Origin of the sequence: Bradyrhizobium forestalis (assembly GCF_002795245.1) — a bacterium.
GTDB classification, from domain to species: Bacteria; Pseudomonadota; Alphaproteobacteria; order Rhizobiales; family Xanthobacteraceae; genus Bradyrhizobium; species Bradyrhizobium forestalis.
In genome coordinates, this window is the sequence record NZ_PGVG01000028.1 from 42,875 (window position 1) to 63,498 (window position 20,624).

Genomic DNA, 20,624 nt, shown 5'->3' on the forward strand with positions numbered 1-20,624 from the left:
ACACGCGCAACCTTTGGCCTGGGGAGCACATGGCACGCATCACCATCATCGAGACTGGGCTCGTTCCTCAAAAATATCGCGAGCGCCACGGCTCGTTTCCGGACATGTTCGCGCGCATGATCCGCGCCGAGGACCCCACAGCCGCGGTCGACGTCATCAGCATCCCGAATGGCGATGCGCTCCCCGACCCGCGCAAGGTGGAGGCCGTCCTGATCACCGGCGCCGCCGCCGGCGTCTATGACGAACTGGACTGGATGGCCCCGCTGGAGGATTTCGTGCGCGCTGCCTACAGCAACAAGACACCGATGGTCGGTGTCTGCTTCGGCCATCAACTGATCGCGCAGGCGCTCGGCGGCACCGTGCGCAAATCCGAGAAGGGCTGGGGCATCGGCCGCCACGTCTATCAGGTGCTGCCGGAGAACGGCGTCGTCGACGGCGAAGCGGTCGCGATCGCCGCCTCGCATCAGGACCAGGTGATCGATCCGCCTGATGATGCGCTCACGATCCTCTCGTCCGAATTCACCCCGCATGCCGGCCTGCTCTACGCCAACGGCACCACGCTGACCGTGCAGCCGCATCCGGAGTTCGACGTGGAGTTCGCGCAAGTGTGCTGCGATCTCCGCGACGGCAAGGCGCCGGACGAGGTCGTGGCGACGGCGCGGGCATCGCTGGCGGAGCCGATGGATAATGTGAAGCTCGGTGGGGCGATTGCGAGGTTTCTGGCGCGGCGGTGATTTCACCTCGCCCCGCTTGCGGGGAGAGGTCGGATTGCATCGAAGATGCAATCCGGGTGAGGGGGACTCTCCGCGAGTCCAACTGTTACCGAATTTGCTGAGGCAGCCCCTCACCCCAACCCTCTCCCCGTAAGAACGGGGAGAGGGAGAAGAAACAGCTCAGAACGGATCCGTTCCCAGCCCCGGCACATCGGCCGGCCGCGGGCCCGGTGCAGCCCAGTGAAATCGGCGATCCTTCTCGGCAATCGCGATGTCGTTGATCGAGGCCTCGCGCCGCTTCATCAAACCGTGCTCGTCGAACTCCCACTGCTCGTTGCCGTAGGAGCGATACCACTGGCCGCCGGTGTCATGCCATTCGTACTGGAAGCGCACGGCGATGCGGTTGCCGTCGAAGGCCCAGAGGTCCTTGATCAGGCGATAGTCCTGCTCCTTCTCCCATTTGCGGGTGAGGAAGGCGACGATGGCTTCGCGGCCCTGAAAAACTTCCGAACGATTGCGCCAGCGGCTGTCCTCGGTATAGGCGAGCGACACGCGCACCGGATCGCGCGAATTCCAGGCGTCCTCGGCCATGCGGGCCTTTTGCGCGGCGGTCTCGCGGGTGAAGGGTGGAAGCGGCGGGCGCGACATGGTGGCCTCATCGGTTGATCGGGGCCGCGAATGTATCGCCGCGATTGGCGGAGTCGATAGGCCAGCACAAATCGGGCGATCACTTATCGGGCGATCACGAAATCAAATCGGCTTTCATCAGCGCGCGGATCGACTTCGGGATAGGCTGGGCGCGACCGCCGCTGATGAAGGCAACGCGGACCTCGGCTTTTACCAGCACGTCGTCGCCGCGCCGCACCTCCTGCGCCAGCATGATGGAGGCCCCCTTCACCGCGATCGGCCAGGTCACGACATCGAGCACGTCGTCCATTCTCGCGGGCTTCAAGAAGTCCAGATGCATCGAACGTACCACGAAGGCGAAGCCGGCGCCTTCCGTCTCGGTCTGCTCGAACAGCGCCTGCTGCTCGGCGCCCATCAGCCTGAGATGATTGGTGCGTCCGCGCTCCATGTAACGCAGGTAATTGGCGTGATAGACGATGCCGGAAAAATCCGTGTCCTCGTAGTAGACGCGGACCTGCATATGGTGGCGGCCGTCGCGGATCTCGCCGTCGAGATGAGCAGTCACGTCGGAAGCCTCTTCACTTGTCGGTAACCGGCCCGTTTTGCGCAAAAACAGCCGGACACGCAAGCGCGTTAGGACACAACCAGCCCTGATCTTCCCAGCGTCACCTCGACGATCTCCGGCGGCACGCCGACGCGGAGCGGCATGATGCTGCAACCGAGGCCGCCCGAGATGATGACGTCGCATTTCAGCCTGACATGACCATAGGCGAGGCGGACGCCATGCTGCGGCGGAACCGCGGGGGACCAGCCGAGCAGGCGGACCTGACCGCCATGGGTGTGGCCGGACAGTTGCAGCGCGACGCGCGCGGGCACGCGCGGCGCGATGTTGGGCTCATGCGCGAGCAGAATGATGGGCGCATCATCCGTGACCTTGGCGAGCGTCGCATTGAGATCGTCGGCACCAAAGCGCACCATGCTCCGGAAGCGGCGCGCCGGCAGGAAGGCGAGCTGATCGCCGAGCCCGGCGAGCCAGAACGGACGGCCGTCCTTGGTGAGGCGCACGACATCGTTCTCGTAGACGGGTATGCCGGCCGCCTCCAGCGCACGATGCGCGACGGTCGCCCCCTGCCCGGCCCGCTGCACCGTCCTGTCATCCCAATAATCGTGGTTGCCCATGACGGCATGGACGCCGAGCGGCGCCTTGAGGCCGCCCAGCACTCTGGCCCATTCGCTCGACGGGATGATGCGCGTGACCTGGTGCAGGCCGGCGACGTAATCGCCGAGCAGCACGATGATATCGGCGTTCAGCGCGTTGGTGCGGTCGACGATGGCCTCGATCCGATCCAGCGGCATCCAGGGATCGCAGGCATGGATGTCGGCGATGACGGCGATCTTCAGCGGAAGATCCGCCGGCCATTGCCGCGGCGTCGGATGATAGCGGGTGACGCGGAGCCGCAGCATCGGCTCGACGCCGACGCCATAGGCCGCGGTCGAAGCCCCGAGGGCGGACAGGGCGCCGATGGAACGGATGAGATGACGGCGCGTGATCATGGAAGCCCGATGGTGATGCGGCGTCTTGATGATATCTGATTGGAGCGGAATTGGGGTGCGTTCGTGCAGATCGTCTGCACGAGATTACCGAAAATTCATCAATTCCGGAACGGCGAACGCTTCAGCAGATCACTCGTCGCTATCATCCGTGCCGAACAGGCCGAACTGTGCCGCCGCATCGCGCGACGGCTCGGCGAGACCGAGATGACGGAAGGCGTGCGAGGTGAGCAGGCGGCCGCGCGGGGTGCGCTGGAGATAGCCGCACTGGATCAGATAGGGCTCGATGATGTCCTCGATGGCATCGCGCGGCTCGGACAGCGCTGCAGCCATGGTCTCGACGCCGACCGGGCCGCCGCCATAGTTCATCGCGATAGTCGAGAGATAGCGGCGGTCCATCGCGTCGAGGCCCGCGGCGTCGACCTCGAGCGCGCTCAGCGCGTGATCGGCAATCTTGCGGTCGATCTTGTCCGCGTCGGCCGCCGAGGCGAAATCGCGCACGCGGCGGAGCAGACGGCCGGCGATGCGTGGCGTGCCGCGGGCGCGGCGCGCGATCTCGTTGGCGCCGTCAGCGCTCATGCCGACATTGAGCACGCGCGCGCCGCGGCTGACGATGCTCTCCAGCTCCTCGATGGTGTAGAAATTGAGCCGGACCGGAATGCCGAAGCGGTCGCGCAGGGGATTGGTGAGAAGGCCGGCGCGCGTGGTGGCGCCGACCAGGGTGAATTTCGACAGCTCGATCTTCACCGAGCGCGCCGCCGGGCCCTCGCCGATGATGAGGTCGAGCTGAAAGTCCTCCATCGCGGGATAGAGCACCTCTTCCACCGCCGGGCTGAGGCGATGGATCTCGTCGATGAAGAGCACGTCGCGCTCTTCGAGATTGGTGAGAAGGGCTGCAAGATCGCCGGCCTTAGCGATCACCGGCCCCGATGTGGCGCGGAAGCCGACGCCGAGCTCCTTGGCCACGATCTGCGCCAGCGTGGTTTTGCCGAGACCGGGGGGACCGACGAACAGTACGTGATCCAGCGCCTCGCCGCGCTTGCGCGCCGCCTCGATGAAGATCGAGAGATTCTTGCGCGCCTGCTGCTGGCCGACGAAGTCAGACAGCGATTGCGGACGCAGCGCGGTGTCGCCGACATCGTCGCTGCGGCGCTCGGGCGAGACCATGCGGTTGGGAGTCGTCATATCGCCAGCCTGCCAAACAATCTTCCGACCAACAGGGACAGTTGAACGTTAATGAACAAGATCGCGCTCTGTACCCACACCTCGGGCTCACCGACGAAATCAAGCGACTTGGACGTCGAGACTATAAGCACGAAATACAGGACCGGCGCGAGGAGAACAACGTTCCACCAGGCCACACGACCGCGGAGCCGTCCGACTACGACGACGACCACCGAGGCAATGAAGGCCGGCAAAGCCCACATCTTCAAACCAAGCAGCGTAACTCCGATCGCGTCGCGCGAGATCGAAAAACAGCGAACGACCCGGCTGAGGAAACATCCGGAAGCCGAAAATGCAATCGTTTCGAGAATACCTGCGATCACCGTCATCAGGAAAACAACGACGAAGGCGCATCCCAAACTTACCAGCTCCGGTCTGCCTGATCTTTCAACAGCGTACAGGCCAGGACTCACTTCGCGAGCTCCTTCAGGCCGAGGCGAATGAGCTGCGCGGTCTCGGCGCCTTCACCCGCGCTGCGCGAGGCCGACGCGATCGCCGCGGCGGCCTGCGGCTGGCCGTAGCCGAGATTGACCAGCGCGGAGATCGCATCCGCAACCGGGCGCGGTGCGCGATGGTCGTCGACGGCGCCGGCGAGGTGCACCACGGCCGGGTCGACATTGGCGAAGGCCGGCGCCTTGTCCTTCAATTCGGTAACGATGCGCTCGGCGACCTTGGGGCCGACGCCGGGCGTGCGCGACACCGCGGCCTTGTCGCGCAGCGCGATGGCGTTGGCGAGATCGGAAGGCTGTAGCGTGCCGAGCACGGCGAGCGCGACCTTTGCGCCGACGCCTTGCACGGTCTGCAGCAGCCGAAACCATTCGCGCTCCTGGTCGGTGCGGAAGCCGAACAGTTTGATCTGATCCTCGCGGACGTAAGTCTCGATCGACAGCACGGCAGCTTCGCCGGGCGACGGCAGATGCTGCAAGGTGCGCGACGAGCAATGCACCTGGTAGCCGACGCCGCCGACGTCGAGGATCACAAAATCCTCGCCGTAGGAATCGATCAGGCCCTTGAGCTTGCCGATCATATCCCCACCACCTTCAGCCGGAGCGCCGCACTCTGGCGGTGATGGGCGTGGGTGATGGCGATGGCGAGCGCGTCGGCAGCATCGGCCGACGGCGGCTCGGCCTTGGGCAGCAAGATCTTCAGCATCATCGCGATCTGTTGCTTGTCGGCGTGACCGGCGCCGACCACCGTCTTCTTCACCTGGTTCGGCGCATATTCGGCGACACTGATGCCGAACATTGCGGGCGCCAGCATGGCGACGCCGCGGGCCTGGCCGAGCTTCAGCGTCGCGACGCCGTCCTTGTTCACAAAAGTCTGCTCGACCGCGGCTTCCATCGGCTGATGGTTCGAAAGCACGGCCGCGAGCCCTTCATGGATCGCGAGCAGCCGGCCCGACAGCGGCAGATCGTCCGGCGGTTCCACCGAGCCGCAAGCGACGTAGATCAGGCGATTGCCCTCGGCCTCGATCACGCCCCAGCCGGTGCGGCGCAGGCCGGGGTCGATGCCGATGATGCGAACGGGTTGGCGAATCGGGAGCGCGGTCATGGGCCAGTGATAGCGGTTGGCCCATGATAGCGAAACAGAAACAGAACAGAAGTAACAGGGGAAGTGGGGAGCGAGTGCGCCGCTGCCCACGCCATACTCCGTCGTCATACCCCGCGAAGGCGGGGTATCCAGTACGCCGCGGCTCATCCGTATTCCTCTGGCATCTCTGGAATACTGGATCGCCCGCCTTCGCGGGCGATGACGGCGGAGGACAAAGGCTAGAAGGACGCTTTACCCGCCCATCTTCGCCATCAGCGCGTCCGACACCTCGAAATTGGCGTAGACGTTCTGGACGTCGTCGTGCTCGTTGAGCAGATCCATCAGCTTGAGCAGCTTCTCGCCGGTCTCGTCGTCGACCGCGACCGTGTTCTGCGGCTTCCAGATCAGCGCGGCCTTGCGCGGTTCGCCGAACTTGGCTTCCAGTGCCTTGGCGACGTCGCGATAGCTTTCGGTCGAGGCATAGATCTCGTGGCCGCCCTCGCCGGAAACGACGTCGTCGGCGCCGGCCTCGATCGCGGCGTCCAGCACCGCGTCGTCGGAGGCGACGCTGCGGTCATATTCGATGACGCCGGTGCGGTCGAACATGAAGGACACCGAGCCGGTTTCGCCGAGATTGCCGCCGGACTTGGTAAAGAAGGAGCGGATATCGGACGCGGCGCGGTTGCGGTTGTCGGTCAGCGCCTCGACGATGACGGCGACGCCGCCGGGGCCATAGCCCTCGTAGCGGATCTCGTCATAGTTCTCGCCGTCGCTGCCGAGCGCCTTCTTGATGGCGCGCTCGATATTGTCCTTCGGCATGTTCTCCTGGCGTGCGGCGATCACGGCGGCGCGCAGGCGCGGATTCATGGCGGGGTCGGGCGTCCCCAGCTTGGCCGCGACGGTGATTTCCCGCGCCAGCTTGCCGAACAGTTTCGACTTCTGGGCATCCTGCCGCCCCTTGCGGTGCATGATGTTCTTGAATTGGGAATGTCCGGCCATGCGTGTCTCTTGAGGAATAGTCAGCCAACGGTGAGCGTGGGAAGCGCGGCCTTATAGGCCGCCAACCCACCGGAATCAAAGGGCTCTGGTAGCCTTACGGTAGCACCGTAGAGGTAGCCACCGGAATGGTCCGTGCCTAGAGGTCGGGCACCGTTAACCCTGATTTCATTCCGGCCTGCGAAAATAGCGTCCGCCCGTTCCCCGACAAGAGAGACGTGATGGCGTTCGGACTTTTTCGGAAGCGTCTGCCTGATATGGCTGTACCTGTGGCAGCTCCGCAGGCCACGCAGCCGGTGGCCAATTCCGAGCCCGCCCCGGCCAGCGAGGGCGATTCCGCCAGGGAAATCCTGGAATTGCTGGAACTCGAGCTCGGCGCGATGATTCGCCAGCTCGAGCGCGCCGCCAATTCGGTGGCCGGCGGCGCCGAGGCGACCGCCGCCACGCTTGCCGCCATTCGCGACCGCACCGACGCCCTGACCGGCCGCACCAACGCCGCCCAGTCGACCGCCTCCACCTTCGCCCATGCCGCCGACAAGTTCACCCAGTCCGCCCTGGGGATCGGCGCGCAGGTCCGCGAGGCCGGCAAGCTCGCCGACGAGGCCAGCGCCGCGGCGCAGGAAGCCCGCGCCAATGTCGACCGCTTGCGCGAGTCCTCCGCCGCCATCAGCAATGTGGTCAATCTGATCGCGCAGATCGCGCGGCAGACGACGCTGCTCGCACTCAACTCGACCATCGAGGCCGCGCGCGCGGGCGCCGCGGGAAAGGGTTTTGCGGTCGTCGCCACGGAGGTCAAGGCCCTCGCGGTGCAGACCCAGAGCGCGACGGAAGAAATCACCCGGAAGATCGATGCGCTGCAGCGCGATGCGGCCGGCTCTGCGGACGCGGTGCATCGCATTTCGCAGGCGATCGAGGCGATCCGCCCGGTGTTCGACACCGTCAACGGCGCGGTCGCCGAGCAGAACGCCACCACCAGCGAAGTCTCCGGCAATGCTGCCAGCGCCTCGGAGTTCATCATCTCGGTCGGCGAGAGCGCGGCCGAGATCGATGCCGCGACCAAGGCGGCCGAGACCCATGGCGAGAGCGTCGCCAGTGCCGGCAAGGCCGTCACCACTTTTGCCCACAAGCTGAAATCGCGCTGCGCGGTGCTGCTGCGCCAAAGCGAGCACGACGACCGCCGCAAGACCGAGCGGCTGCCCTGCCACCTCAAGTTCGAGACCACGCGCGGCGTGATGCCCGTCTATGAGATCGCGATGGAGGGCGTGCTGATCGGCGGCACGGACGCCGGCCGGCTTGCGGCGCAAGCGATGATCGAAGGCACCCTCGAAGACATCGGCGCCTGCCGCCTGCGCGTGGTCGAGCAATCCAAGGCCGGCGCCCGCGCGCAATTCCTCGGCGCCAACGCCGCACTCAACGAGAAGATCGAGGATAAGCTCTGGTCGATCCATGAGGAGAACACAGAGTTTGTCACCCGCGCTTTGGAAGCGGGCAATGCGCTGACGAAGATATTCGAGCAGGCGGTTGCGCGCGGCGAGGTTGGGATCGACGATCTTTTCGACACAGACTACGTGGAAATCGCGGGCACCAATCCGCCGCAATACCGCACCAGATATCTCGACTGGGCCGACCGCGCCCTGCCGCCGTTCCAGGAAGCTTTTCTGGCGAGGGAGCCGCGGATGGCGTTCTGCGCCATGGTGGACCGCAACGGCTTCCTGCCGGTGCACAACAAGATCTATTCGCATCCGCAGCGGCCGGGCGATGTCGCCTGGAACATGGCCAACAGCCGCAACCGGCGCATCTTCAACGATCCGGCGGGGCTCTCTGCCGCGCACAACCTGCGCTCGTACCTTGTCCAGAGCTATGCGCGCGACATGGGCAACGGGAACACGGTGATGATGCGCGAGATCGACGTCCCGATCCGCGTGCAGGGCCGGCACTGGGGCGGATTTCGCACGGCTTACAAGCTGTAGTGCACGCTCAGGCAAGACGCCGCCCCCGAATCATCCTCTAAGTCGCAAATTGGAATGGGAATGCCGCGGAGGGCCGACGAACGGCTCTGACTGGAGGAAGCCCAAGACATGTCCGCCGCACAACTTGCAGTATTGGACACCGGATCCAACCGGACACTCGCCGAACGGCTGATCGACCAGCTCGCCGACCGCATCGGCGGCCTTGGCGTCGAGCTCGCCGACATCGCCGGCAACGTCCAGGAAGTCGCGAACCGTGTCGCCAACCAGTCGGAGCGGTTCCACCACCTCCAGAAGACGGCGGAGACGATGGTCTCGGCCAACCACGACATCGCCAATGCATCGCAGGCGGTGCAATCGACCACATCGGCGGCGGTCGGCGAGATCGCGCAGTCGCGCAGCGCCGTCGACACCGCGGTCAACCATATCTCCGAGCTGGTTGCAGCCGTGGAGCGGATCGAGGCGCGCCTCAGCGCCGTCGGCTCGGCGCTGGCGCAGGTGGCAAAGGTGTCCGGCTCGATCGAGGCGATCGCGAAGCAGACCAATCTGCTTGCACTCAACGCCACCATCGAGGCGGCCCGCGCCGGCAACGCCGGCCGCGGCTTTGCGGTGGTGGCGAGCGAGGTCAAGAACCTCGCGGAGGCCACCCGCCAGGCCACGCATGAGATCTCCGACACCGTGCGCGATCTCGACGGCCAGATCGAAGGCCTGATCGGCGAGAGCAGCGACGCCTCGCAGCGCGCCAAGACCGCCGGCGAGGGCGCCCAGCAGATCTCCGGCATCATCTCGCGCGTCCAGCAGGGCTTTGCCTCCGTGGAAGCGGAGATCGACAGCGTCGCGCGCGCGGCGACCTCCAATCTCGGCCATTGCGACACCGTCATCAGCGAGCTCAACGAACTCGCAAGGGGCGTCGACCTCTCCTCGCGCGACCTCAAGAGCGCCGACGAGCGGGTGGCGAAGCTGCTCGACACCTCCGAAGGCCTGATCGCGCTGATCGCCGACAGCGGCGTGGAGACGTCGGATGCGCCGCTGATCCGTGTCGTCGTCGAGACCGCGAAGCGGATTTCAGCAGAGTTCGAAGCCGCGATCGACCGCGGCGAGATCACGCTCGACCAGCTCATGGACGAGAACTATCGCGAGATCCCCGGCACCGATCCAAAGCAGTACAACACCAGCTACGTCGCGTTCACCGACCGCGTGCTGCCCGCGATCCAGGATCCGATTCAGAAGTCCGATCCCCGCATCGTGTTCTGCGTCGCCTGGGCCAAGGGCGGGTACCTGCCGACCCACAATCCGAACTACCGCCTGCCGCAGGGCAAGGACCCGGTCTGGAATAACGCCAACTGCCGCAACCGCCGCCTGTTCACCGATCGCGCGGTGAAGAAGGTCGCGGCCAACACAAAACCCTTCCTGCTCCAGACCTACCGCCGCGACATGGGCGGCGGGCAGTTCGTGCTGATGAAGGACCTGTCCTCGCCGATCATGATCCGCGGCAAGCACTGGGGCGCCTTCCGGATGGGTTTTCGCCAGGGCTGACGGGCGTTGCGTGACGGCGTTTGAGCGTCCCTGAAATAAAAAGCTCGAAAACAACCCCATGCACAGTAGGCGGGGTGTGCGGAATCAATGGCTTATGCATCTGGCGAAATCAGACTCGATCGGCCGGGCGTGGCTCACCTCTCCCTTCGGGAGAGTTGATCCGAGCGCTGGGGCACACACTGATGCGTTCAACGATTGACCCGTCGGGCAAAACAGGGGCATAATACTAATATTCCGAAATATGACTCGTCACCATCATATCCAGCAGGATTATCGCTGGTGACTTCTTGGCGGCCGTCTGAGCAAGCGCCTCCTCCTTCGAGACGACCGCTTCGCGGCCCCTCTCCATGAACCACCTGTCAGACGACGTCTGGCAGGTGGTTCATGGTTCCATGTGCAGCGCCCGCTTTCGGCGCTGGGGGCTCAGGATGAGGCTCAGCAGCGTCGGCGCCCATTGAAATTGCTGCCGCGCGCTCGGTCCCTCATCCTGAGGGCCCGCCAATGGCGGGCGTCTCGAAGGATGGCTGCGGGCGAGCTATTCGCCACGCTTCTCCATATGCGATTGCCCTCTCCTGGAGGGGCGGCGATTGACGCGCAGTTCAACTCAACCAGAACTTCGGCGTCGCCGGCTCCAGCCTTCCCCCCACGCGCACCGGTGCGATGCGCAGCGCGAGGCCCGTCGCATCATCCGTCTCCACCGCGACGCCGCTGAGCGTTGCCGCGCCCGCCGCCGGCTCGAAGCGGCTCGACGGAATCCCCGATGTGAACCGGCGCAGCGGCTCTTCCTTCTGCATGCCGATGATGGAATCGTAATCGCCGGTCATGCCGGCGTCGGTCATGTAGGCGGTGCCGCCTGCGAGGATCTGGTGGTCGGCGGTCGGCACGTGCGTGTGCGTGCCGACGACGAGGCTGGCGCGGCCGTCGCAGAAGAAGCCGATGCCCTGCTTCTCGCTTGAAGCCTCGCAATGGAAATCGACGACGATGGCATCTGCCGCGACGCCGAGCGGACAGGCCCCTAGCTCGCGCTCGAGCGCGGCAAAGGGATCGTCGAACGGGGTCATGAAGACGCGGCCGAGCGCGTTGACGACGAGGGCGTGCTTGCCGTTCTTGGTCTCCACCAGGGCGGCGCCGCGGCCGGGCGTGCCGCGCGGATAGTTGGCGGGGCGCACCAGGCGGTCGGCGCGCTCGATGAAGACGAGGGCCTCGCGCTGGTCCCAGGAGTGATTGCCGAGCGTCACCGCATCGGCGCCGGCCTCGAGAAATTCCTGGTAGATCGCTTCCGTGATGCCGAAGCCGCCGGCCGAATTCTCGCCGTTGACGACGACGAGATCGAGCGACCAGTCCTTGACCATGCCGGGCAGATATTCGGAGACGGCCTCGCGCCCGCTACGGCCGACGACATCACCCACGAAGAGAATGCGCAACTTCAGAACTCCGGAAATCGAACACGTCCGATTCCGTTAGCACATAATCCAGCGCGACGTCGTGGGATAGTGCCGGAACCGCCTCGATCTCCTGCGCGGCAAACGCAAGCCCGATGCCGACGATGTGCTTGGCTTTGCGCAAATGCGCGAAGGTGAAATCGTAATGCCCCGCGCCATAACCGATGCGATGGCCGAGGCGGTCGAACGCCGCGAGCGGCGTCAGCATGATGTCGGGGATGACCTCGGCCGCTGCAGGCGACGGCTCGGGAATGCCGAGCGGGCCGAGCATCAGGCGGTCGTTCGGGTGGAAAATGCGGAAGATCAGCGACTGGCCGCGCGCGGTGACGCAAGGCAGCGCCAGCTTCGCGCCCTGCTCGGCGAGCTTCGTGAGCAGCGGCATCGGATCGATCTCGCTGCGGATCGGCGAATAGCCGGAGACGATGCTGCCCGGCAGCAGCTCGAACGGCAGCCCGCGCTTGGCGAGCTTGGCGGCCGCAGCAGCGCGCTTCTTCTCGCTCAGCGCATCGCGCTTGGCGAGGGCTTTGGCACGGAGCTCGGCTTTGGAGTTGGACATGCGCGTTTTCCCCCGAAAGCGAAGCCTTGCTCCGCCGTCATCACCCGCGAAGGCGGGTGATCCAGTATTCCAGAGACGCCAGTGCTAGAACCTCGACGCCGCGGCGCACTGGATGCCCCGGTCAAGCCGGGGCATGACACCGAGATTGATTGAACCGCAAGCGTGTCGGGGACGCAATTCGACAGACCAGAAGAAAACAGTGCGAAGCCGCGTACGCCGTTGAAGCACTCGATCCCGGAGTTCCCTACGAAAGTAGGTGGGCACCATATGTCCGGGCCCACGGGCCCGGCCAGGGACAGTTCCCTAAAGGATCGATAAGGCCCCGGGGATATATGGCTCCTGACGCACGTCGCAGCCTCGCTCAGGCAATCTAACAACGATACTGACGAATCGCCAGCCCGGCCGCTGCCGCGCGTTCGCACGAGATCTTACCCTCCCCTGGAGGGGGAGGGTCGGCTCACATGGAGCGCAGCGAAATGTGAGACGGGGTGGGGTGACGGTCTCTCCACGTCCAACAGTGCCCGTGTGGAGAGATCACCCCACCCCGCTCGCGCTGCGCGCGATCGACCCTCCCCCTCCAGGGGAGGGTGGCCACCATCAGCCGATCGCGATGCCGTTGCCGACGGTGCGGTTCAGGACCTGGGTCGATTTCTCGATGCGTTCGGCGGCGGCGTTCAGCGCGTTCACCACCGCGGTCTGCGTCATCCTTGCGCGCTCGACGGCGGCGTTGCGGAAGTCCCTGAGCTCGGTCAACTCCTGCTCGAGGGTTCGGACACGGTTGCTGGTGTCGATCAGTTCGTCGCACACGGTCAGCGCCGCCATCACCGTGAGGCGCGCATCGCCGATCTCGCCGAATTTTCCGCGCAGCGACTGGATGCGTGTCTCCAGGGTTTCGGCGAGCTTGAGCAGCCGCACCTCCTGGCCCTCCTCGCAGGCCATGCGGTATTGCCGGCCGTTGATGGTGACGTTGATGTGGCTCATCCATCCTCTCCGGTATCGAGCACCGAGCGTATCGTGACGATTGCGGAATCCAGCCGGTCGGAGATCTCGCGATTGGTGCGCTCGAGCTTGCGCGCCTTCACCAGCGCGCCGTCGAGCTCGTCGGCAAGCCGCGAACGATCCGCGCCGAGCGCTTGAATGCGTGCCGCAAGCTCGTTCTCATCGCGATCGGCATCGCGCCGCCGCTCCACCGCGCTTTCGAGCGCGTCGAGCGCCGCCGTGAGCCTGCGGGTCGCAATCTCGATCTCGACGGCGGACGACTCCGTCATGGCGGAACTGTTGGATACGCGATCGTTCATGCAGTCAGCGGCGGAACCTGGCGGCCTTTGCCCAGTGGCCTTTCCCTGGAGCTTGCCGTCCGGCAAAAGACTCGGTTCGGCAAGCGGTTAGAAGCAGAAATTTACGTGGCAAGCTAGGGAAGCGCAACGCCGCCGCGAAACTATGCACCGATAAGCAATTTTTGCGGCCAAACCGGCGTTTGATTGCCTTGGACTCCCGAAACCGAGATGCTATCCAACCCCAGCTCCCGTGGCCGCCAGGCTCGACCCCGCGCGGCGTGCACGGCCATCAAGCACCTCATTTCAGACGGATTTTCATCATGATGCAGCTCGATGCCACCCGTATGGCGAATACGCAGGTCGATCACACCCGTATGGCCAACGCGATCCGCGGGCTCTCGATGGACGCCGTCGAGAAGGCCAAATCGGGCCATCCGGGCCTGCCGATGGGTGCGGCCGACATTGCCACGGTGCTGTTCACGCAGTTCCTGAAATTCGATGCCTCCGCGCCCGCCTGGCCGGACCGCGACCGCTTCGTGCTCTCGGCCGGCCACGGCTCGATGCTGCTCTATTCGCTGCTGTATCTCACCGGCAATGCCGAGATGACGCTGGACCAGATCAAGCAGTTCCGCCAAGTCAACTCGCTCACGCCTGGCCACCCCGAGAACTTCCGCACCAAGGGCATCGAGACCACCACCGGGCCGCTCGGCCAGGGTATCTCGACCGCAGTCGGCATGGCGCTCGCCGAGAAGATGCTCGCCGCCGAGTTCGGCAAGAAGATCATCGACCACCACACCTATGTGCTCGCTTCCGACGGCGACCTGATGGAAGGCGTGTCGCAGGAAGCGATCGCGATGGCCGGGCACTGGAAGCTCAACAAGCTGATCGTGCTCTATGACGACAACGGCATCTCGATCGACGGCCCGACCTCGATCGCCGACTCCGTCGACCAGGTGAAGCGCTTCAAAGCGGCGGGCTGGGCCGCCGAGAAGATCGACGGCCAGGACCAGGCCGCGATTGCCGACGCCATCACGCGCGCCAAGAAATCCAACAAGCCGACACTGATCGCCTGCCGCACCACCATCGGCTTCGGCGCGCCGCACAAGGCCGGCACCGCGAAGGTGCATGGCGAGGCGTTGGGGGCCGACGAGCTCAAGGCCGCCAAGGAAAATCTCGGCATCTCGCTCGAGCCGTTCTCGGTGCCCGACGACGTGCTCAAGGCGTGGCGCGCGGCCGGCAGCCGCGGCGCCGCGGCACGCCAGGAATGGGAAGCACGGATCAGTGAGCTCGGCAGCCGCAAGCGCGCCGAGTTCGAGCGCCGCCTGCGCCATGAGCGTCCGGCTTCGCTCGCAAAGGCGCTGCGCGCGCACAAGAAGGAGCTGCTAGAGAAGCCGCTGACCGCGGCGACGCGCAAATCGTCGGAAGCCGCGATCGAGGCGATCGCCGCCGCGATGCCGATGGAGTTTCTGGCCGGCTCCGCCGATCTCACCGGCTCCAACAACAACAAGGCGAAGTCGGCAACCGCCTTCTCGGCCAAGACGCCGAAGGGCCGCTTCATCCATTACGGCATCCGCGAGCACGGCATGGCCGCCGCGATGAACGGCATCTTCCTGCACGGCGGCTTCGCGCCGAACGGCGCGACCTTCCTGGTGTTCACCGACTACGCGCGTCCGGCGATGCGCCTTGCCGCGCTGATGGGCGCAGGCGTCGTCTATGTGATGACGCACGATTCCATCGGTCTCGGCGAAGACGGCCCGACGCATCAGCCGGTCGAGCATCTCGCCGCGCTTCGCGCCATTCCGAACATGCGCGTGTTCCGTCCGTGCGATGCCATCGAGGTCGCCGAGTGCTGGGAGCTCGCGCTCAACCGCGTGGACGGACCGACCGTGCTGGCGCTGACGCGCCAGAACCTGCCGCAGCTCCGGACCACCGCACCGAACGACAATCCCTGCGCCGCCGGCGCCTATGAGCTGGTCGCAGCCCAGGGCGAAGCCAAGGTGACGCTGTTCGCGTCCGGCTCCGAGGTCGAGATCGCGGTCACGGCCCAAAAGCAGCTCGCGGAACGCGGCATCGCGTCGCGCGTTGTCTCTGTTCCCTCGCTCGAGCTGTTGTTAGCGCAACCAGAGGCGAAACGCGCCGCCATCATCGGCAACGCGCCGGTCAAGATTGCGATCGAGGCCGCCGTGCGCTGGGGCTGGGATGCCGTGATCGGCCCGGACGGCGAGTTCATCGGCATGCACTCCTTCGGCGAAAGCGGTCCTGCCAAGGAGCTTTACAAGCATTTCGGCATTACCGCCGAGGCCGCGGTTAACGCTGTGCTGAAGCGCGTTTCCTGAGAGTTGAGCTTGCCGCAAAAAAGGACTACCTAATCTCCCATATGATCACGCACCGCCCGGCCGAACCGGGCGTCCGCCCCTAAAAAACCCTCGCAGGCGCGCCAACCGCGCGTTGTGCGGGATGACAACGGTCATTGAAGGAGACGAAACATGGCAGTCCGCGTCGGAATTAACGGTTTTGGCCGCATCGGCCGCAACGTCCTGCGGGCTATCGCCGAGTCAGGCCGCAAGGACATCGAGGTCGTGGGCATCAATGATCTCGGCCCGGTCGAGACCAACGCCCATCTCCTCCGCTACGACAGCGTCCATGGCCGCTTCCCCGGCACCGTCACCGTCGATGGCGATTCCATCAGCCTCGGAGGCGGCAAGATCAAGGTGACCGCCGAGCGCGATCCCTCGAAGCTGCCGTGGAAGGATCTCGGCGTCGACATCGCGCTGGAATGCACCGGCATCTTCACCGCGAGGGACAAGGCCTCCGCGCATCTGACCGCCGGCGCCAAGCGCGTGCTGGTGTCCGCGCCCGCCGACGGCGCCGACGCCACCATCGTCTACGGCGTCAATCACGAGACGCTGACCAAGGATCATCTGGTCGTCTCCAACGGAAGCTGCACCACCAACTGCCTCGCGCCGGTGGCCAAGGTGCTGAACGATCTCGTCGGCATCGAGACCGGCTTCATGACCACGATCCACGCCTATACCGGCGACCAGCCGACGCTGGACACGCTGCACAAGGATCTCTACCGCGGCCGCGCCGCGGCGATGTCGATGATCCCGACCTCGACCGGTGCGGCGAAAGCGATCGGCCTCGTGCTGCCCGAGCTGAAGGGCAAGCTCGACGGCGTCGCGATCCGCGTGCCGACCCCGAACGTCTCGGTGGTCGACCTCAAGATCGTCGCCAAGCGCTCAACCGACGCCAAGGAAATCAACGCGGCGATGAAGCGCGCTTCTGAGCAGCAGCTCAAGGGCATCCTCGGCTACACCAGTGCTCCGAACGTCTCGATCGACTTCAACCACGATCCGCACTCCTCGACCTTCCACGAGGACCAGACCAAGGTGCAGAACGGCACGCTGGTGCGCGTGATGTCCTGGTACGACAACGAGTGGGGCTTCTCGAACCGCATGGCGGACACCGCCGTCGCGATGGCGAAGGTGATCTAACTCCGCTCTCGTGTCCCGGACGCGATGCAGCGTGAAACGCTGCTTCGCAGATCCGGGACCCATCTCAACCGCGGGACTCGCCGCAATTTGGGTCCCGGTTCTGCACAGCGGCACTGCGCGCCGCTATGCGCCCGGGACAAGGGCCTCCGATGACCAACAAATTCCGCACCCTCGACGACGTCGACGTGAAGGGCAAGCGCGTGCTGCTGCGCGTCGATCTCAACGTGCCCATGGACAACGGGCGCGTCACCGACGCAACGCGGCTCGAGCGCGTCGCGCCGACCATCAGCGAAATCTCGGACAAGGGCGGCAAGGTCATCCTGCTCGCGCATTTCGGCCGGCCCAAGGGCCGCGATGCCAAGGACTCGCTCAAGCCGGTCGCCGAAGCGCTGTCCAAGGTGGTGAAGAAGCCGGTCGCCTTCGCCGACGACTGCATCGGCGAGCCCGCGGCCACGGCCGTGGCGGCACTGAAGGATGGCGACATCCTGTGCCTGGAAAACACCCGCTTCCACAAGGAAGAGGAAAAGAACGATCCCGCCTTCGTCGCGGAGCTCGCAAAGCTCGGCGACATCTGGGTCAGTGACGCGTTCTCGGCCGCACACCGCGCCCACGCCTCGACCGAAGGCCTCGGCCACAAGTTGCCAGCCTATGCCGGCCGCACCATGCAGGCCGAGCTCGATGCGCTGGAGCAGGCGCTGGGGTCGCCGACCAAGCCGGTCATCGCGATCATCGGCGGCGCAAAGGTCTCGACCAAGATCGACCTGCTCGAAAACCTCGTGACCAAGGTCGACGCGCTCGTGATCGGCGGCGGCATGGCCAACACCTTCCTGCACGCGAAGGGCGTCGCCGTCGGCAAGTCGCTGGCCGAGAAGGACCTCGCGCCGACCGCGCTGCGCATCATGGAGAAGGCGGAAGCCGCCAACTGCGCGATCATCCTGCCCGTGGACGCCACCGTCGCCTATCATTTCGCGGCCAACGCGCCCGCGCACGCCTATGGGCTCGACGCGATCCCGGCCGATGGCATGATCCTCGACGTCGGCCCGCAATCGGTCGCGCGCGTCCACGCCGCGATCGACGACGCCGCGACGCTGGTCTGGAACGGCCCGCTGGGCGCCTTCGAGATGCAGCCGTTCGACCGCGGCACGGTCGCGGCCGCCAAGCACGCCGCCGAGCGCACCAAGGCCAAGAAGCTGATCTCGATCGCCGGCGGCGGCGACACCGTCGCCGCGCTCAACCAGGCCCATGTGGCCGGCGACTTCACCTATGTCTCCACCGCCGGTGGCGCGTTCCTTGAATGGATGGAAGGCAAGCCCCTGCCCGGCGTCGAAGTTCTGCGTATCAAGTAATCAAGCGGCCTTGCAGGCCCCAACGGGAGAAAAAGACAGATGGCTCGGATCACGTTACGTCAACTGCTCGACCACGCGGCGGAGAACGATTACGGCGTACCGGCCTTCAACATCAACAACATGGAGCAGGCGCTGGCGATCATGGACGCGGCCAACCAGGTCGATGCGCCCGTCATCATCCAGGCCTCGCGCGGCGCGCGCTCCTACGCCAACGACGTCATGCTCAAGCACATGATGGACGCGGTGACCGAGATCTATCCGCACATCCCGGTCTGCGTGCATCTCGACCACGGCAACGAGCCGGCGACCTGCATGACCGCGATCCAGGCCGGCTTCACCTCGGTGATGATGGACGGCTCGCTCAAGGCCGACGGCAAGACGCCGGGCGACTGGGGCTACAATGTCGGCGTCACCAAGACCGTGACCGACATGGCCCATCTCGGCGGCATCTCGGTCGAGGGCGAGCTCGGCGTGCTCGGCTCGCTCGAGACCGGCATGGGCGACAAGGAAGACGGCCACGGCGCCGAGGGCAAGCTCAGCCACGACCAGCTGCTGACCAACCCGGACGAGGCCGTGAAGTTCGTCCAGGAGACCAAGGTCGACGCGCTCGCGATCGCGATGGGGACGTCTCACGGTGCTTACAAATTTACCCGCAAGCCCGACGGCGATATCCTCGCCATGAACGTGATCGAGGAGATCCACCGCAAGCTGCCGAACACGCATCTCGTCATGCACGGCTCCTCCTCGGTGCCGCAGGAGCTGCAGGACATCATCAACGCCTATGGCGGCAAGATGAAGCCGACCTGGGGCGTGCCGGTGGCCGAGATCCAGCGCGGCATCAAGAACGGCGTGCGCAAGATCAACATCGACACCGACAACCGCATGGCGATGACCGGCCAGATCCGCAAGGTGCTCAAGGACAGCCCGGAAGAGTTCGATCCGCGCAAGTACTTGAAGCCGGCGATGGAAGCGATGACCAAGCTGTGCAAGCAGCGGCTGCAGGAATTCAATACCGCAGGCCAGGCCTCCAAGATCAAGAAGGTCCTGACCACCGCCGAAATGGCCAAGCGCTACGCCAAGGGCGAGCTGGACCCGAAGGTGGCGTAAGGCCTTAAGGCACCCTCTTCCCGTCATTCCGGGGCGCCGCAAAGCGGCGAGCCCGGAATCCATGGTGCCACCATCGACGCGGATCAATGGATTCGGGGCTCGCGCCAAGGGGCGCGCCCCGGAATGACCGGTCTCCCCCCTTTACCCTGCGACGAACGTTAACTCGGCAATTGCCCGAGAACGGTCTATTTTCACGGGCAAGGGCAGAATCGTTTTGGGAGGACCTCTCGATGAATCTGACTGAGCTCAACAGGATCGCGACCGCCATGGTCGCGCCCGGCAAGGGCATCCTTGCCGCCGACGAATCCTCCGGCACCATCAAGAAGCGCTTTGATGCGATCGGCGTGGAATCGACGGAAGAGAACCGCCGCGACTATCGCGAGATGCTGTTTCGCTCCAAGGACGCCATGAGCCAGTACATCTCCGGCGTGATCCTCTACGACGAGACGATCTGGCAGGACGCCAAGGACGGAACGCCGCTGATCAGGCTGATCGAGCAGAGCGGCGCCATTCCCGGCATCAAGGTCGACGAGGGCACGCAAGGCCTACCGATGTGCCCGGGCGAGCTCGTCACGATCGGGCTCGACAAACTCGCCGAGCGGCTGAAGAAATATTACGAGCGCGGCGCGCGCTTTGCCAAATGGCGCGCGGTGATCGACATCGGCAATGGCATCCCCTCGATGACGGCGATCAGCGTCAATGCCCACGCGCTGGCGCGCTACGCCGCGCTGTGCCAGGCCGCGCAGATCGTGCCGATCGTCGAGCCGGAGGTGCTGATGGATGGTGATCACGACATCGAGCGCTGCTATGAGGTGACGCAACGCGTGCTCGACGCGACGTTTCAGGAGTTGCGCGTGCAGCGCGTGGCGCTCGAAGGCATGGTGCTGAAGCCGAACATGGCGATCTCTGGCAAGAAGTGCGCAAAGCAGGCTCCCGTCGAGGAAGTCGCGGAGAAGACGATACGGCTGCTGAAGGCCTGCGTGCCGGCGGCGGTGCCCGGCATCGCTTTCCTCTCCGGCGGCCAGTCCGACGAGGAGGCGACCGCGCATCTCAACGCCATGCACAAGCTCGGCCCGCTGCCCTGGGACCTGTCCTTCTCCTACGGCCGCGCGCTGCAGGCCGCGCCGCAGAAGGCCTGGTCCGGCAAGGCCGAGAACGTCGCGGCCGGCCAGCGCGCCTTCAGCCATCGCGCGCGGATGAACGGCCTTGCTTCCAAGGGCGAATGGCAAAGCAGCCTGGAACAGAAGGCAGCCTAGAT

At 65.3% G+C, this 20,624-nt stretch carries 20 protein-coding genes and 1 other RNA gene; 8 read left to right on the forward strand and 13 right to left on the reverse strand.

What is annotated here, in order from left to right; genetic code table 11:
- The first annotated feature begins 29 nt into the window (after positions 1-29).
- The gene (locus CVM73_RS27375; RefSeq protein WP_100234912.1) at positions 30-734 is read left to right on the forward strand and encodes a type 1 glutamine amidotransferase; all 705 of its coding nucleotides are present in this window, start codon (positions 30-32) and stop codon (positions 732-734) included.
- 159 nt (positions 735-893) lie between these two features.
- On the opposite strand, the gene CVM73_RS27380 is transcribed toward CVM73_RS27375, so the two are convergent.
- The 8 genes from CVM73_RS27380 to CVM73_RS27415 form a co-directional block, all read right to left on the reverse strand.
- Positions 894-1,361, reverse strand: coding sequence for a nuclear transport factor 2 family protein (locus tag CVM73_RS27380; RefSeq protein ID WP_100234913.1), 468 nt, complete (start codon positions 1,359-1,361; stop codon positions 894-896).
- A gap of 94 nt (positions 1,362-1,455) precedes the next feature.
- On the reverse strand, positions 1,456-1,905 hold the full coding sequence (gene ybgC, locus CVM73_RS27385; protein ID WP_100234914.1) for a tol-pal system-associated acyl-CoA thioesterase: 450 nt from the start codon (positions 1,903-1,905) through the stop codon (positions 1,456-1,458).
- Positions 1,906-1,973: 68 nt separating this feature from the next.
- Entirely contained in the window at positions 1,974-2,894 is a 921-nt protein-coding gene (locus CVM73_RS27390; RefSeq protein WP_100234915.1) for a metallophosphoesterase, read from the reverse strand.
- Positions 2,895-3,023: 129 nt separating this feature from the next.
- Positions 3,024-4,076 (reverse strand): Holliday junction branch migration DNA helicase RuvB, encoded by a 1,053-nt coding sequence (gene ruvB, locus CVM73_RS27395; protein ID WP_100234916.1) that lies wholly within the window; start codon positions 4,074-4,076, stop codon positions 3,024-3,026.
- Entirely contained in the window at positions 4,073-4,528 is a 456-nt protein-coding gene (locus CVM73_RS27400; protein WP_146006667.1) for a hypothetical protein, read from the reverse strand. Before CVM73_RS27400 ends, ruvB begins: the two co-directional genes overlap by 4 nt.
- Complete coding sequence (ruvA, locus tag CVM73_RS27405; RefSeq protein WP_100234918.1) at positions 4,525-5,142, reverse strand: Holliday junction branch migration protein RuvA; 618 nt, start codon at positions 5,140-5,142, stop codon at positions 4,525-4,527. Before ruvA ends, CVM73_RS27400 begins: the two co-directional genes overlap by 4 nt.
- Positions 5,139-5,666 carry a crossover junction endodeoxyribonuclease RuvC gene (gene ruvC / locus CVM73_RS27410; protein ID WP_100234919.1) on the reverse strand — a complete coding sequence of 176 codons (528 nt, stop codon included), beginning with the start codon at positions 5,664-5,666 and terminating at the stop codon, positions 5,139-5,141. The genes ruvA and ruvC overlap by 4 nt, the downstream gene beginning before the upstream one ends.
- 231 nt (positions 5,667-5,897) lie before the next feature.
- Complete coding sequence (locus CVM73_RS27415; RefSeq protein WP_100234920.1) at positions 5,898-6,644, reverse strand: YebC/PmpR family DNA-binding transcriptional regulator; 747 nt, start codon at positions 6,642-6,644, stop codon at positions 5,898-5,900.
- A gap of 218 nt (positions 6,645-6,862) precedes the next feature.
- Between CVM73_RS27415 and CVM73_RS27420 the strand changes: the two genes are divergently transcribed.
- Together CVM73_RS27420 and CVM73_RS27425 are read left to right on the forward strand one after the other, a co-directional pair.
- Positions 6,863-8,611, forward strand: a complete 1,749-nt coding sequence (locus CVM73_RS27420) for a methyl-accepting chemotaxis protein (RefSeq protein WP_167407087.1) — start codon at positions 6,863-6,865, stop codon at positions 8,609-8,611.
- A gap of 108 nt (positions 8,612-8,719) precedes the next feature.
- A complete protein-coding gene (locus tag CVM73_RS27425; protein ID WP_100234922.1) occupies positions 8,720-10,144 on the forward strand; it encodes a methyl-accepting chemotaxis protein in 1,425 nt (474 codons plus the stop codon).
- A gap of 599 nt (positions 10,145-10,743) precedes the next feature.
- Here CVM73_RS27425 and CVM73_RS27430 read toward each other — a convergent pair.
- From CVM73_RS27430 to CVM73_RS27450, 5 genes are all read right to left on the reverse strand, one after another.
- Entirely contained in the window at positions 10,744-11,568 is an 825-nt protein-coding gene (locus tag CVM73_RS27430) for a TIGR00282 family metallophosphoesterase (RefSeq protein WP_167407088.1), read from the reverse strand.
- On the reverse strand, positions 11,546-12,142 hold the full coding sequence (locus CVM73_RS27435) for a 5-formyltetrahydrofolate cyclo-ligase (RefSeq protein ID WP_100234923.1): 597 nt from the start codon (positions 12,140-12,142) through the stop codon (positions 11,546-11,548). The genes CVM73_RS27430 and CVM73_RS27435 overlap by 23 nt, the downstream gene beginning before the upstream one ends.
- Before the next feature lie 200 nt (positions 12,143-12,342).
- Positions 12,343-12,503, reverse strand: a non-coding RNA gene (gene ssrS / locus CVM73_RS27440) — 6S RNA.
- A 236-nt stretch (positions 12,504-12,739) separates the two neighbouring features.
- On the reverse strand, positions 12,740-13,123 hold the full coding sequence (locus tag CVM73_RS27445; protein WP_061025095.1) for a cell division protein ZapA: 384 nt from the start codon (positions 13,121-13,123) through the stop codon (positions 12,740-12,742).
- Positions 13,120-13,440 carry a DUF4164 domain-containing protein gene (locus CVM73_RS27450; RefSeq protein WP_014439722.1) on the reverse strand — a complete coding sequence of 107 codons (321 nt, stop codon included), beginning with the start codon at positions 13,438-13,440 and terminating at the stop codon, positions 13,120-13,122. Before CVM73_RS27450 ends, CVM73_RS27445 begins: the two co-directional genes overlap by 4 nt.
- Before the next feature lie 299 nt (positions 13,441-13,739).
- On the opposite strand from CVM73_RS27450, the gene tkt reads away from it, so the two are divergent.
- From tkt to CVM73_RS27475, 5 genes are all read left to right on the forward strand, one after another.
- Positions 13,740-15,755, forward strand: a complete 2,016-nt coding sequence (gene tkt / locus CVM73_RS27455; protein WP_100234924.1) for a transketolase — start codon at positions 13,740-13,742, stop codon at positions 15,753-15,755.
- A 150-nt stretch (positions 15,756-15,905) separates the two neighbouring features.
- Positions 15,906-16,913 carry a type I glyceraldehyde-3-phosphate dehydrogenase gene (gene gap, locus CVM73_RS27460; protein WP_100234925.1) on the forward strand — a complete coding sequence of 336 codons (1,008 nt, stop codon included), beginning with the start codon at positions 15,906-15,908 and terminating at the stop codon, positions 16,911-16,913.
- Between the two features lie 149 nt (positions 16,914-17,062).
- On the forward strand, positions 17,063-18,259 hold the full coding sequence (locus CVM73_RS27465; RefSeq protein ID WP_100234926.1) for a phosphoglycerate kinase: 1,197 nt from the start codon (positions 17,063-17,065) through the stop codon (positions 18,257-18,259).
- Positions 18,260-18,298: 39 nt separating this feature from the next.
- The gene (gene fba / locus CVM73_RS27470) at positions 18,299-19,366 is read left to right on the forward strand and encodes a class II fructose-bisphosphate aldolase (RefSeq protein ID WP_100234927.1); all 1,068 of its coding nucleotides are present in this window, start codon (positions 18,299-18,301) and stop codon (positions 19,364-19,366) included.
- 230 nt (positions 19,367-19,596) lie between these two features.
- A complete protein-coding gene (locus CVM73_RS27475; protein ID WP_100234928.1) occupies positions 19,597-20,622 on the forward strand; it encodes a class I fructose-bisphosphate aldolase in 1,026 nt (341 codons plus the stop codon).
- Positions 20,623-20,624 lie beyond the last annotated feature (2 nt).